This is a genomic window from Pseudomonas sp. H3_A02, from assembly GCF_054671965.1.
Window position 1 is genome coordinate 4072757 of sequence record NZ_CP162807.1, and the last position, 15222, is coordinate 4087978.

The following is a 15222-nucleotide window of genomic DNA, read 5'->3' on the forward strand; positions in this document are numbered from 1 at the left end:
AATGTCTGTCCGCCATCGCGAGCAAGCTCGCTCCCACAGGTTTTCCGGCCAAACACGACCCTGTGGCGAGGGAGCCCCTCGCTTGAGGTGAAGAATCAAGGCGCCAACGGCAAGAACTTGTCCTGGGCCAAGGACTTGCCGATCTGTCCTCGATGCACATTCACCACCGCGTAGGGGCTCTGCGCCTTGGCGATCAGCGAGTGGTAGTGCTCCCGGCGTTGCTCCTTGGTTTTCAGGTGCGCGACGCTGTAGTCGGCTTTTGGTGTGTCGACCGTTGCATAGTGGAAGTGCGCATACCAGAGGGGAAACCCGTCATGGTCGTTGATGGCGTATTCCTGGAGGAAATCCTTGCGCTCGCCTTTCAAGGCCACGCGTTCGCCGAGCAGCGCGACCTGGATCAGGTTCTTCTCGAACAGGAACCGAAGGTTGCTATCAGTGGGCGGCAATTGCAGGCTCAACTCGGTGCGCAGGGCGCTGCCCTTGAGCGTCAGCCTGGTCATCGCGTCCGACAACTGCTTGGCCAGCGCCTGATCGGCCGGCGTGCGCGTGGTTGGCGATGCGCTGAAGGCCCGGTCGAGTTCGGCGGCGAGGGCGCGGAAGCGGTCCGCCTCATTGTTCATGATTTCCTCGATTTCCTGAGGATGGCGGCAGTGCTTCTTGTAGCTTTCAGCGTGGCGTAGGCGGCCTTCCAACTCATCGAGGATCTTTCGCGCATCGGCCTTGATCGCCTTGAGCGATCGCGTCTTGGGGGCCGGCGTCGGTCGGCGTACCTCGACCACGTCCCAGACGTCGTCATGGCGCGAATAGGTGGCGATCACCTCGTCATTGGCTTCGGAGCGCACTTCGACGACTTCAATCGGCAAGGTCGTGCCGGCGGGTTTCAGGTCGCCAATCAAGACACCACTGTGGCGGGTCTTGATCACCTTTTTCTGCGGACGCCCGGCGGATAGCTTGGGGTGCTTGGGTGCACGCTTGCGTGGTTTGGGCTCGGGTTTGAGTTCCGCAGCCAGTCTCCCGGACGCGTCCTGGTAAAGGCTGTCGACCAGTTTGATCAGCCGGTCGAAATAGCCTTCGTTGAGGTCGTCGGCGTAGAGGACCTTCAGCCCCTGCAAGCCGTCCAAGGCCTTGCCATAGTGCTCGGTCAGGCTTTCCAGTACCGCCAACTGCTCCGAGGGCGACAGCTCGTAAAGGCGTAGCTCAGCCTGGGAACGCATGTGTTCCCCCAGTGGTTTGACGATGCGCAGCAGGCTGTCGGTAAAGTCGGAGACGGGGTGTTTGACCGACAGGAGCGGCAGTGTGCCCAGCAGCAGGACTCTGCTGCCGGTGACATTTCTTTCATCCAGCGGGCGGTCTTTGGTCAGCCGTTCGAACGCTGCCGCGCCAGCGTCATCGAGGTTCAACAGCCGATCCAAGTAGTCGTCCTTGAGTTTCAGCCAATGGACCGCACGCTCGTGGATGTCACTCAACGTATCGAGGAACTGCAAGTAGCTCTCGAGGTGATCGGTGAGCGCCGCTTCCACGTTATCTTCTCCTAGGAAACGGGGATGGGCGTCATTGGTGGCGATGTAATCCCTTTGCGTCACCAAGAAGGCTTTACGGGCATTGTTCACCACGTTTTCCAACAGCCCAAGCATGAATTTAGGCGCCAGCGCGATACCCAGGCCGGCCCGTTCGGGGGCGCTGTTGACCAGGCTCACATACAGGTCGGTCTGCTCCTGGAGCAGGTCATAAAAGACTTTGCGTTTCGGCGCGCGCTGGGCCTCGGTGTAGGGGCCTTCGTCAAGGCGTGTCATGACTTGCTGGGCGACGTCCACGGCTTTTTGCAGGTCGGCGTCCTGGGCAATGCGTCGGTTCAGTTCCGCGGTCAATTCGAAGCTGCGCTGGGTATTCAGACGACTCAACGCCGCCACGCGTTTGGGGGGCGCACCGCCCAGCAGGCGCAAGCGCAGGTCCAGGGACCAGTGGCCTTGGGTGTCCGACTTGAGCGCCGGACCGTTTTTGCTCGGGTCGCGCGGGTCGACAATGGTCGCGCTGCCGTCCTCTTCTGGAGTGACTCGATACAGTACGCCGTCGACCTCGGCGTGCCAGGTGTTGTTGATCACGTAAAGGCCCTTGTAAGGCCCGTAGGTCACCGGGTCGGGCAGTGCTGCCGGGCGCGTTGCCTGCAAGCGCAGCAGGCGGGTGCGTTGTTCCGGCGTCAGGCGCTGACGCGGGCTGGCGAAACTGAAGTCCAGGACCCTGCTGGCGGCTTCGGCGTGGGCGCCAGGCAAGGCAACGGGGCCTTCGACAAGGCTGGGCAAGGCCGGGGCGGGCCATTGATCAGGTACAGCGCGTGGCGCCGGGGGACGCATCGCCTGGGCTTTGATCGATTCGGGCAACGCCGCGCGAGCAGGTAGGTGGACGGTGGGAAACTGGCTCACCAGCAGCGCCAGGTTGACCAGCAGATCAACAGTGGCAAGTTCCCGTGCCGCCGGGTCTTCGCTGCTCAGGGCTGGGATGTCGTTTCGGGCGCTGGCCATCAGGTTCCACAGCCAGACGGTGGTCATGGCCGGGCCACGCAGCAAGGGGAACAGCAGCGTGTTGAACAACAGGCTGCCACCCTCGAGCAGCACCGCCCAGCGGCTCTCGCTGTTGGAGACCGAGGCCCGGTCGGCCTGGGTAACCAGGGCCTGAGCGTTGCAGCCGTAGAGGTACTGCATGAGTTGGCCTTTTTGCAGCGATTGCAGCAGATCGTCGTGGCTGTCGTCGTTGGCGAGGGTCGCCGGGGCGGGCTTTTCAGGCTGCTCGAACTCGTCACCCGGGAAAAACCGCACGATGTGTGGCTCCAGGAAACCACCGTTGGCGTACACCGGGCGTGCGGCATCGGACAGCCAGGTCAGGACGCTGTCCTGCAGCTCCCCGGCACTGGCGATGGCCTGCATCAGCGCCTGGCGCGTGGGGAACTCCCGCAGCGTCGGCGCATGCAGCGGTCGGTACAGCACGTGCGGGCCGGTGGTGATGTCTTGCGGCTCGACAATGAACATGTTCATCACGACATCGGCTTGGGCCTGGGGCTTGCGCAGCAACGCCAGGTGGCGCATGACCACGGTGCGACCGTCGACCTGTTGGTCGTGCGGGTCGGTTTGCAGGACGGCTTCCATCAGCCGCAGGCCTTTGCGGGTCATGCCGTTTTCATTGGCGAGCACCTGCTTCAACGTCTCCAGCGCCAGTTGCGCCGGGATCTGTTCGGCGAACATCTGTCGACGCCGCTGCGCCTGGGGCGAATCGCCAAGCAACTTGTCTTGCAGGTAGTGCGGGTAGGTGGTGCCAATGTCGACCTGTTCGATCAACCCGTCCCGGCGGGTGATGAACTCCGGCGTCAACCATGCAGGCAGCGCCAGGCCCAGGCGATGGCTGATCGTCAGGCTGCCGCTTGGCCGGGCGACGAGGTTGCGAATGGCCAGGTCGGTCAGGCTCATCTTCCTTTTTTCGCTGATACCGGCGGTGCCGGGATACCCCGCTGACACGGTGAAGATCAGCACCACATCGTCGGGTTGGTAGCGGTTGGACGGCACCTTGTCCGGGCTGCTGTCGTTGGTTTGCTGCATGCGCTTGAACAGGGCGTCGGCCGTGAAGGCCTTGATGTCCTTGATGTCACTGAGAAAGGTCTGGCCCTGGTGCCGTTTTTTGGCGCTGGCCAGTACCAGGCTGTGGTGCTGGAACGTTGTTTGGTCGACGACGGAGGCCTGTTGCAGCCATTTGGGCAACAGTGGTTCGAGTTGAGCCGAGGCTTTAGGCGTAAGGCGTGGGGCATCGAGCAGAGCGCGGGCCGGGTCGCTCAAGTCGTTGTAGAGCTTTTTCAGGTTTTGCAGGCCGATCCGAGCGGGCAGTTGTACGGTCTTGAGGTCGGCCAGTTGCTGTTCCAGCAGCATGGCTGCCTGGATTTCGAAGGTATTGCCGCTGATCTCGTAGCGCTGGCAGGTGACGGTGTCGACCACGTACCGACTGGCGATCCGTTCGCGCCAATGTTGGTTGAACGCCTCCAGGGAGGTGAAGGCGTGCACCGCGCTGCCGGGGCTGCACAACAGGAAGACGGTGGCGTCTGTGGTAGCGCGGGTCAGGAGGATGTCGCTGCCGATCAGCACGGTGCTGGTCGTGCCTTGGGTGACCAGGGTCTCCAGGCTGTAGGCGTATACCGGCGCCTGGCGGTTGTCACGCAAGCGTCTGTCACGGTCCGGCCAGCGGATCACCTGGTCCAGGGCTTCACGTGCCGGGTCGGTGAGCCCCGGTTGTTGCAGCCCACGGATATGCAGCATGTTCTTGAAGGTGTCGCTGAGCCATTGCCAGCGGCTGATAGGGCTGTTCGCCTCGGTGGGTGGGCTGGCATCGAGGTCGTCGCTCCAGTAGCGGGACAGCGCCTCTTCCAGCCCGATGGGTACGCTCCAGGACAGCTCACGCAGTACCTTTTCGATGACCTTCATGTCCAGCGTTTGATTGCCTGACCAAAGACGGTGGGGAACGCTGTCGGAAAGGTAGTAATCCAGATTGCCCTGTGGGCTCAGATCCAGGGGGGTACCAAGCGCCAAATAGTTGAGGACCCATGCCATGAACGATTGAAAGTGCCAACCGCGCCCGACCACGTCCGGTGTTGCCAATTGGGTCTTGGCGAGGTCGAGGGTCAGCCAGGGGTATTTGTCCTTGAGGGCTTGCTCAAGCATGCGCTGGGCGACCTGTTCGAAGGTCGGGCGGCTGGCGAATTGCAGGCTGACCCGTTGTGCCAATGCGGCGGCGGTGTCAGCCGTGGGGAGGGCGGTCATGAGAAGTCCTTTTCATAAGTGCCATGGCCGTCGGAATGACGACCAGAAAAGTATCGACTTCGCTGTTCCGGGTGGGTGGTATATACATACCACCCTGTCGAATGCGGGTTGTGGCAGGTCTCGCCCCAGCCCGCAAAGCCGAGCCCTTGATCTTGCGCTGTGATCAGGGCGCCAGCGGCAGGAACTTGCTTTGCGCCAAGGATTTGCTGAGCTGTCCTCGATGTACGTTCACCACTGCGTAGGGGCTGTCCGCCTTGGCGATCAGCGAGTGGTAGTGCTCCCGCCGTTGCTCCTTGGTTTTCAGGTGCGCGACGCTGTAGTCGGCTTTGGGTGTGTCAGCCTTTTCGTAGTGAAAGTGCGCATACCAAATGGGAAAACCGTCACGGTCGTTGACGGCGTACTCCTGGAGAAAATCCTTGCGATCGCCTTTCAAGGCCTGACGTTCGCCGAGTCGGGCGATTTGTATCAGTTCTTTTTCGAACAGGAACCGAAGGTTGCTATCGGTGGGCGGCAATTGCAGGCTCAATTCGATGCGCAGGGCGCTGCCCTTGCTCGTCAGGCTGGAAACGGCGTCTGACAGCTGTTTGCTCAGTGCCTGGTCCGCTGGCGTAGGCGAGGTTTGCGCTGCGCTGAAGGCTCGGTCGAGTTCTCCGTGGAGCGCGCTGAATCGACTCGCCTCATTGTTCACGATTTCCTCGATTTCCTGAGGGTAGCGGCAATATTTCTTGTAGCTTTCAGCGCGGCGTAAACGTTCGGCCAACTCGTCCAGCAGCTTTCGCGCATCAGTCTTGATGGCTTTGACCGACCTCGTTCGGGGGATGGGGGCGGGTACCGGCACCGGAGGCCGCACGTCAACGACATCCCAGACATCGTCGTGGCGCGAATAGGTGGCGATCACCTCGTCACTGGTTTCGGAACGCAGCTCGACGACTTCAATCGGCAAGGCTGTGCCGGCCGGTTTCAGGTCACCAATCAAAACACCGCTTTTGCGGGTCCTGATCACCTGTTTCTGCGGGCGCCCGGGCGCTGCCTTGGGGCGCCTGGGCGCACGCCTGCGTGGTTTTGGCTCGGGTTTGATTTCAACCGCCAGTTTCCCTGACACGTCTTGGTACAGACTCTCGACCACCTTGATGAACCTGTCGAAATAGGCTTCGTCGATATCGTCGGCATAGAGGGTTTTAATGCCCTGCAAGGCATCCAGGGATTGGCCATAGCGTTCGGTCAGGCTCTCCAGTACCTCCAGTTGTTCCGAAGGGAGTAGCTCGTAGAGCCGCAGCTTGCAATGAGAAATCATGTGTTCTCCCAGCGGCTCGATGATGTGGGACAGGCTCTCGGTCAAGTCGGAATCAAGGTCCTTGATCGCCAGTACGGGAAGCGTAGAGAGCTGCAAGGATTTGGTGCCTGTCGCATCTATCCCGCCTGGTGGGAACTCCGTGGTCAGGCGTTCAAACGCTTGGGCTCCGGCTTCATCCAGGTTCAATAACCTTTCCAGGTAGTCGTCCTTGAGTTCCAGCCAATGAATCCATTGATCGGTGACATCCGTCAGTGTGTCGAGGAACCTTCTGTAGCCCGGCAGGTCATGGGTCATGGCCGCCTCTATGTTGGGTTCCGCGTATTGGGGATGGGTGGCCCTGATGTTCGTATAGTCTCTTTCTGTGATCAGGGAGGCTCTGCGGGCATTTCTGACCACGTTTTCCAGTAGCCCGCGCAAGTATTCGGGCGCAAACGCGATACCCAGGCTGGCGCGTTCGGGCGCGCTGTTCACTAGGTGCACATACATCTCGGTCTGCGCCTGGAGCAGGTCATAGAACACTTTGCGCTTCGGTGCGCGCTGCGCCTCGGTGTAGGGCCCTTCCTCGAGTCTCGCCAGCACTTGAAGGGCAACAGTCATGGCTTTGTGTCGATCGGGCTCTTGCGCGATGAACTGGTCCATCTCCTCGATCAATTCCTTGCATCGTTGGCTATTGAGACGACGTTGTGCAGCCACGCGCTTGGGCGGCGCCCCTCCCAGCAGGCGCAGGCGCAGGTCCAGGACCCATTGGCCCTGGGTATCGACGCGTAACGGCGGACCTTTTTGGGTCGAGTCGAGCGGGTCGACGATGGTGGCGCTGCCGTCCTCTTCCGGGGTGACTCTATACAGCACGCCTTCAACCTCGGCGTGCCATTTGTTGCCGATCACGTACAGGCCCTTGTAGGGCCCATAGGTGATCGGTTCGGGCAGTGAAGCCGGGTGTGGTACTTGCAGGCGCTGCAGGCGGGTGCGTTGTTCCGGCGTCAAGCGATCGTGGGTGCTGGCGAAGCTCAAGTCCAAGGTCCTGGCAGCGGTTTCAGCGTGGGTGCCCGGCAAGGCAATGCTCCCCTCGATGATGCGCGGCGAGGACGGCGCGGGCCATTGCTCGGCAATGGCGCGTGGCGCTGGCGGGCGCATGGCGTGTTTCTTGATCGATTCGGGTACGGGGGCATGAGCAGGGATGTGGCTAGAGGGGAACTGGCTCACCAGCAACGCCAGGTTGACCAGCAAATCGACGGCCGCCAGCTCCCGAGCCACCGGATCTTCACTGATCAGGGCCGGGATGTCGTTTCGGGCGCTGGCCATCAGGTTCCACAGCCAGACGGTGGTCATGGCCGGGCCACGCAGCAAGGGAAACAGCAGCGTGTTGAACAACAGGCCGCCGCCCTCGAGCAACACCGCCCAGCGGCTCTCGCTGTTGGAGACCGAGGCCCGGTCGGCCTGGGTGACCAGGGCCTGGGCGTTGCAGCCGTAGAGGTACTGCATGAGTTGGCCTTTTTGCAGCGATTGCAGCAGATCGTCGTGGCTGTCGTCGCTGGCGAGCGTCGCCGGTGCGGGCTTTTCGGGTTGCTCGAACTCATCACCCGGGAAAAACCGCACGATGTGTGGCTCCAGGAAACCACCATTGGCATACACCGGGCGTGCGGCATCGGACAGCCAGGTCAGGACGCTGCCCTGCAAGTCCCCGGCAGCGGTGATGGCCTGCAACAGGGCCTCACGGGTCGCAAATTCCTGTAGGGCAGGCGCGTACAGCGGTCGATACAGCAGGTGCGGGCCGGTGGTGATGTCTTGCGCCTCGATGATGAACTGGTTGGCCACCACATCGGGCTGGGCCTGGGGTTTGCGCAGGAACGCCAGGTGCCGCATGACCACCTGACTTCCGTCGACCTGCTGGGCGTCTGCCGCGGGTTGGAGGACGGCTTCGACCAGGCGCAGGCCTTTGCGGGTCATGCCGTTTTCGTTGTCGAGCAGCTGTTTCAATGCCTCCAGCGCCAACTGCGCCGGCATCTGCTGGGCAAACATGTGTTGACGCCACTGTGCCCGAGGCGAACTGCCGAGCAACTTTTCTCGCAGATAACGAGGATAGTTCGCGCCTATGTCGACCTGTTCGATCAACCCGCCTTTGCGGGTAATGAAATCCGGCGTGATCCAGGCCGGCAACGTCAGGCCCAGGCGATGGCTGAGCTTCAGGTTCCCACTTGGCCGGGCGACGAGGTTGTTGATGGCCAGGTCGGTCAGGCTCATGTTGCGCTCTTCGCTGATACCGACGGCCCCGGGATAACCCGCCGAGACAGTGAACGTCAGGCGCACATCGTCGGGCTGGAAGTGGCTGAAGGGCACCTTGTCCGGGCTGCTGTCGTTCATTTGTGTCATGCGATTGAGCAAGGCGTTGGCGGTAAAGACCCTGATGTCACTGGTGTCACTGAGAAAGGTCTGGCCCTGGTTGCGTTTTTTCGCGCTGGCCAGGGTCAGGCTGTAGCGCTGGAACGCGGTCTGATCTGCGATGGAGGCTGTTTGCAGCCATCCGGGCAATAGCGGTTCGAGTTGCGCCGACGTTTCAGGCGTGAGACGTGGGGCGTCGAGGAGGTAGCGGGCCGGGTCGCTCAAGTCGTTGTAGAGCTTCTTCAAGTCTTGTAGACCGATCCGAGACGGCAGTTGTACAGCCTTGAGGTCGGCCAGTTGCTGTTCCAACACCATCGCCGCTTGAATCTCGAAGACATTGCCGCTGATCTCGTAGCGCTGGCAGGTGACGGTGTCGACGATGTACTCGCCGGCGATCCGTTCGCCCCAATATTCATTGAAGGTTTCAATGGATGCAAAGGACTGCACGGGACCACCGGGGCTGCACAACAGAAGTTCGGTGGCGCTGCGAGTGGGCCAGGTCAAAAGGATCTCGGTGCCGACCAGCACGGTGCTGGAGGTGCCTTGAGTGATCCTGGTTTCCAGGCTGTAAGCGTACACAGGCGCCTGATTGTGGCGACTGAAACGCAGGTCACGGTCCGGCCAGCGGACGATCTGGTCCAGGGCCGCACGTGCCGGATCGCTGAGGCCCGGCTGTTGCAGCCCGCGGATGTTCAGCGTGTTCCTGAGCACATCGCTGAGCCAGCCCCAGCGGGTGATGTTCGTACCGGTTTGGCCGCTGGTGTCGAGGTCGGTGCTCCAGTAGCGGGTTAGCGCATCTTCGAGTCCGATCGGCAGGCTCCAGGCCAGTTCAAGGAGCAATTTTTTGATGACTTTCATGTCCGGTTTTTCGTTGCCTGACCAGAGGCGGCGGGGAATGCTGTCGGAAAGGTAGTAATCCAGATTGCCCCGTGGGCTGAAATCCATGGGGGTGTCCGAGGCCAGGTAATCGAGGACCTGGGGCATGAACGGTTGGAAGTGCCAACCGCGCCCGATCACGTCCGGCGTTGCCAATTGGGTCTTGGCGAGGTCGAGGGTCAGCCAGGGGTATTTTTCCTTGAGGGCTTGCTCAAGCATGCGTTGGGCGACCTGTTCGAAGGTGGGGCGGCTGGCGAATTGCAGGCGGACCCGTTGTGCCAATGCGGCGGCGGTGTCAGCCGTGGGGAGGGTGGTCATGAGAAGTCCTTTTCATAAGTTTCATGGTTGTCGGAATGACGACCAGAAAAGTATCGACTTCGCTGTTCCGGGTGGGTGGTATATACATACCACCCCGTTGCGGGCGGGGTATGGCAGGTCGCGCTGGAGTTCGGGGGATGTCAGGCGGGATCGCTGCCCAGCACCACATTCAGCGCGCTGCGGGCATCGTCCAGCTGCACCAGCGTGGCATGGCGGGCGCCGAGGGCGTCGCGGTTCTCGATGGCGGTGAGGATCGCCTTGTGTCGCGGCATCGCCAGCTCATGCAGGTTGGGCCGCTGGTTGGAGTGCTTGAGCGCTTCGGCGATGGCCACCGACAACATGTTGCAGAGGTTGGCGAGCAGGTCGTTGTGGGTGGCGTCGGCGATGCGGCTGTGGAAGTCCAGGTCCGGTTGCAGCACGGCCTCGGGGGTCGGGGCTGCCTCCATGCGTTGGTAGGCTTCACGGATGGCGGCGATGTCGGCTTCGTCGGCGAACTGGGCGGCGAGGGCGGCGGCGGCTGGCTCGATGATGCTGCGCACACTGGTCAGCAGGTTGAAGAATTCATTCTGCGGGCTGCTCTGCATCAGCCAATGCAGCACATCCGGGTCGAGCATGTGCCATTCCCGCCGGGCCTTGACCACCGTGCCCACGCGCGGACGCGAATACACCAGGCCCTTGGCGACCAGCACCCGCGTGGCTTCGCGCAGCACCGGGCGGCTGACCGCATACTCTTCGCACAACAAGGCTTCGGCGGGCAGTTTATCGTCAGGTTTGAAACGCCCGGAGACGATCTGCATGCCCAGTTCCTGGACGATGCGCGCGTGCATGCTTTTGCGGTCGGAGGGTTTGCGGTAATCCATGGGACGCGGCGCGATCCTGTGCGAGGGGAATGTTGCGCATGATAGCAGGCGCGGCGATGGCGGGTCGCTAATGCGATTTTTTGAGGTGGATGCAGACCCCATTGTAGGAGCTTATGTGGGAGCTGAGCTTGCTCGCGATGAGGCCCTTCCAGTCAATATCTCTGTTGTCTGGTACACCGCAATCGCGAGCAAGCTCAGCTCCCACAAAAGCTTGCATCCCACAGGGGGATGCCACAAGGGGATGGATGGGGTCAGTGGGAGTGGCGTGGCACCTCGGCGCCGCGGCAGCCGACCAGGAAGTCGAAATCACAGCCCTGGTCCGCTTGCAGGACGTGGTCGATGTACAGCTGGCGATAGCCCCCCACGAGCAGTTGCTGCGGTGGCACGAGGTCGGCCAGGCGCGCGGCGAGTTCAGCGTCCGGGATGTCCAGATGCAGACGCCCGCTGGCGCAATCGAGTTCGATCCAGTCGCCTTCCTTCACTGCCGCCAGGGGGCCGCCGGCGGCGGCTTCCGGTGCCACGTGCAGCACCACCGTGCCGTAGGCGGTGCCGCTCATGCGTGCGTCGGAAATCCGCACCATGTCCGTCACGCCCTGGGCCAGCAGCTTGGCCGGCAAGCCCATGTTGCCGACTTCGGCCATGCCCGGATAACCCTTCGGCCCGCAGTTCTTCATCACCAGGATCGAGCTGGCGTCTACGTCCAGTTCCGGGTCGTTGATCCGTGCCTTGTACTCGTCGAAGTTCTCGAACACCACCGCGCGACCGCGATGCTGCATCAGCTCGGCGGTGGCGGCGGACGGCTTGAGTACCGCGCCCAGTGGCGCCAGGTTGCCGCGCAGCACGCAGATACCGCCGTCGGCGCGGATCGGGTTGTTCAGGGTGCGGATGACTTCGTCCTGGCCGTAGATCGGTGCGTCCTTGGTGTTTTCGCCGAGGCTCTTGCCGTTGACGGTCAAGGCGTTCGGATGGGGAATCAGGTTGGCTTCGCCCAGACGCCGCAGCACGGCGGGCAGGCCGCCGGCGTAGTAGAACTCTTCCATCAGGAAGCGCCCGGACGGCTGCAGGTCGACGATGGTCGGCATGCCGCGACCGATGCGGGTCCAGTCGTCCAGGTCCAGCTGCACGCCGATGCGTCCGGCAATGGCCTTGAGGTGGATCACCGCGTTGGTCGAGCCGCCGATGGCCGCGTTGACGCGGATGGCGTTTTCGAAGGCTTCCTTGGTCAGGATCTTCGACAGTTTCAGGTCTTCACGGACCATTTCCACGGCGCGCATGCCGGACATGTGGGCCAGCACATAACGTCGCGCATCCACGGCCGGAATCGCCGCGTTGTGGGGCAGGGAGGTGCCGAGGGCTTCGGCCATGCAGGCCATGGTCGAGGCTGTGCCCATGGTGTTGCAGGTACCGGCCGAGCGGGACATGCCGCCCTCGGCCGCGAGGAAATCGTCGATGGTGATCGTGCCGGCCTTGACCTGTTCGCTCAATTGCCAGACTACGGTGCCCGAGCCAATGTCCTGGCCCTTATGCTTGCCGTTGAGCATCGGCCCGCCGGTGACGACGATGGCCGGGACGTCGCAACTGGCGGCGCCCATCAGCAACGCCGGGGTGGTCTTGTCGCAACCGGTGAGCAGCACGACGCCGTCAATCGGGTTGCCGCGAATCGCCTCTTCCACGTCCATGCTCGCCAGGTTGCGGGTCAGCATGGCGGTGGGACGCAGGTTCGATTCGCCGTTGGAGAACACCGGGAATTCCACGGGGAAGCCCCCGGCTTCGATCACACCGCGCTTGACGTGCTCGGCGATCTGCCGGAAGTGCGCGTTGCACGGCGTCAGCTCCGACCAGGTGTTGCAGATGCCGATGATCGGCTTGCCGTGGAACTGATGGTCGGCGATGCCCTGATTTTTCATCCAGCTGCGGTACATGAAGCCGTTTTTGTCGGCGGTGCCAAACCATTGGGCCGAGCGCAGGGAGGGTTTCTTATCAGACATGATCGATTCTCTTATTGTATGACTATATTGTTCTAGCTGAAGCGTAACATAAGCGCAATTTGTGCGGTTTGGAAGTGTTGTTGGGTAAATAGTATTACTATATAGTCCGATTCAACGGAGGGGTTGTCCTGGCGGTCATTCGCGAGAGAAATCCCCCGAGGTTCCATAACAACAACAATCGGAGACCGGTCCCATGAGCCAGGAATTGCGGCTTATTCGTCGCATCACGCTGAAACTGATTCCCTTCCTGATCCTGCTGTACCTGATCGCCTACGTGGACCGCTCTGCAGTGGGCTTCGCCAAGCTGCACATGGGCGCCGACCTCGGCATCGGCGACGCCGCCTACGGTCTGGGTGCCGGGCTGTTTTTCATTGGTTATTTCCTGCTGGAGATCCCCAGCAACCTGATGTTGGAGCGCTTCGGTGCCCGGCGCTGGTTTGCCCGGATCATGATCACCTGGGGCGCCATCACCATCGGCATGGCCTTCGTGCAGGGACCTCACAGTTTCTATGTGATGCGCTTCTTGCTGGGGGCGGCCGAAGCCGGGTTCTTCCCGGGCGTGCTGTACTACATCACCCAGTGGTTCCCGGTGCGCCATCGCGGCAAGATCCTCGGTCTTTTCATACTTTCCCAACCTATCGCGATGATGATCACTGGCCCCGTGTCCGGCGGCTTGCTGGGCATGGACGGGATCCTTGGCCTGCACGGCTGGCAGTGGCTGTTCATCGTCATCGGCCTGCCGGCGGTGCTGTTGACCTGGCCGGTGCTACGTTACCTGCCGGATGGCCCGCAACAGGTGAAATGGATGGACCAGGCCGAGAAGGACTGGCTCACCGGTGAGCTGAAAAAAGACCTGCAGGAATACGGCCAGACCCGCCACGGCAATCCGCTGCACGCCCTCAAGGACAAGCGTGTCTTGCTGCTGGCGCTGTTCTACCTGCCGGTAACCTTGAGCATCTATGGCCTGGGTCTGTGGTTGCCAACGTTGATCAAGCAGTTCGGCGGCAGCGACCTGGTGACCGGTTTCGTGTCGTCGGTGCCGTACATCTTCGGCATCGTCGGCCTGCTGATCATTCCCCGCAGTTCCGACCGTTTGAACGACCGCTACGGTCACCTGGCCGTGTTGTACGTGCTGGGCGCCATCGGCCTGTTCCTCAGCGCCTGGTTGTCGGTGCCGGTGCTGCAACTGGCGGCGTTGTGCCTGGTGGCGTTTGCGCTGTTTTCCTGCACGGCGGTGTTCTGGACCTTGCCGGGACGTTTCTTTGCCGGCGCCAGTGCGGCGGCGGGCATTGCGCTGATCAACTCGGTGGGCAACCTGGGCGGCTACATCGGCCCGTTCGTGATCGGTGCGCTGAAGGAGTACACCGGCAACCTGGCCTCGGGGCTGTATTTCCTGTCGGGCGTGATGGTCTTTGGCCTGGTGTTGACTGGCGTGGTTTACCGGTTGCTGGAGCGCAAGCATGTGCTGCCGGCGGATCAGTTCGCGGCCAGCGCCCGGGGGGCGACGCGTACCTGATGTGGAGTGGGCTGCCAGGAGGTTAAGTGTTGAGCCTGCTGACGCTTTCGCGAGCAAGCCCGCTCCCACACTGGATTGGTGGTGGTCACAGGATCTGTGTATTGCGCAGATCCAATGTGGGAGCGGGCTTGCTCGCGAAGGGGCCCTTATGTTCACCACACCTATTGATGTTTGTTTACAGGGAGAAAACCCATGCGTTTAGTTCAGTTCGAATTGAGTAACGGCGAACGCCGCGTCGGTGTGGTCGAGGGCGATCAGGTTCGCGAAGTACAGGGCGCCGGCACCGTGCGCGAGCTGGCGCTGACGGCCATCGAAGCGGGTGTGAAACTTGAGCAGCAGGTCGGCAGCCTGGGCCTGGGGGCGAGCCATGATTATGCGCAGTTGCTCGGTGAGCTGCGCATCCTGCCGCCGCTGGATCACCCGGACCCGGCGCACCTATTGGTCAGCGGCACTGGCCTGACCCACCTGGGCAGCGCCTCGGCTCGGGACAAGATGCACCAGCAGGCCGGCGACGAAGCGACCATGACCGACACCATGCGCATCTTCAAGTGGGGCGTGGAGGGCGGGAAACCCCAGGCCGGGCAGGCCGGCGTGCAACCGGAATGGTTCTACAAGGGCGACGGCAGCATTGTGGTCCGCCCGGGCCATCCGTTCCCGCTGCCACCCTTTGCCGAAGACGCCGGCGAAGAGCCGGAAATCAGCGGCCTGTATGTCATCGGCCACGACGGCAAGCCCTATCGCCTGGGCTTTGCCGTGGGCAACGAGTTTTCCGACCACGTGATGGAACGCAAGAATTACCTGTACCTGGCCCATTCGAAATTGCGCAGTTGCAGTTTTGGTCCGGAACTTCGCGTGGGTGAACTGCCTCAACATCTGTCCGGGACCAGTCGTATTCTGCGCAACGGCGAAGTGCTGTGGCAGAACGAGTTCCTCAGTGGCGAGGCGAACATGTGCCACAGCCTCGAAAACCTGGAATTCCACCACTTCAAGTACAGTCAGTTCCTGCGCCCGGGGGACGTCCACGTTCACTTCTTCGGCACCGCGACCTTGTCGTTCGCCGATGGCATCCGCACGCAGCCGGGGGATGTGTTCGAAATCAGCCAGGCTGAATTCGGTGCACCGCTGGTCAACGGCATTGCCCCGGTGGACGCAGTGTTCAACCCAGGTACTATCGGCACACTTTAAAGGAGACTTG

Annotated in this window: 6 protein-coding genes; 2 read left to right on the top strand and 4 right to left on the bottom strand. The window is 61.9% G+C overall.

Features of this window, described 5'->3' with window-relative positions; all coding sequences use genetic code 11:
* Positions 1–95: 95 nt before the first annotated feature.
* The 4 genes from AB4N80_RS18085 to AB4N80_RS18100 form a co-directional block, all read right to left on the bottom strand.
* Positions 96–4796 carry a dermonecrotic toxin domain-containing protein gene (locus AB4N80_RS18085; RefSeq protein ID WP_460078125.1) on the bottom strand — a complete coding sequence of 1567 codons (4701 nt, stop codon included), beginning with the start codon at positions 4794–4796 and terminating at the stop codon, positions 96–98.
* 163 nt (positions 4797–4959) lie between these two features.
* Entirely contained in the window at positions 4960–9663 is a 4704-nt protein-coding gene (locus AB4N80_RS18090) for a dermonecrotic toxin domain-containing protein (protein WP_460078126.1), read from the bottom strand.
* Between the two features lie 140 nt (positions 9664–9803).
* Positions 9804–10523: a FadR/GntR family transcriptional regulator gene (locus AB4N80_RS18095; RefSeq protein ID WP_053119770.1), complete on the bottom strand. Its 720-nt coding sequence runs from the start codon at positions 10521–10523 to the stop codon at positions 9804–9806.
* Positions 10524–10774: 251 nt separating this feature from the next.
* Complete coding sequence (locus AB4N80_RS18100; protein WP_122565597.1) at positions 10775–12511, bottom strand: IlvD/Edd family dehydratase; 1737 nt, start codon at positions 12509–12511, stop codon at positions 10775–10777.
* Positions 12512–12704: 193 nt separating this feature from the next.
* On the opposite strand from AB4N80_RS18100, the gene AB4N80_RS18105 reads away from it, so the two are divergent.
* Together AB4N80_RS18105 and araD1 are read left to right on the top strand one after the other, a co-directional pair.
* Positions 12705–14027: an MFS transporter gene (locus tag AB4N80_RS18105; protein WP_122565596.1), complete on the top strand. Its 1323-nt coding sequence runs from the start codon at positions 12705–12707 to the stop codon at positions 14025–14027.
* A 192-nt stretch (positions 14028–14219) separates the two neighbouring features.
* Entirely contained in the window at positions 14220–15212 is a 993-nt protein-coding gene (gene araD1, locus AB4N80_RS18110; RefSeq protein ID WP_354337040.1) for an AraD1 family protein, read from the top strand.
* The last annotated feature ends 10 nt before the right edge of the window (positions 15213–15222 follow it).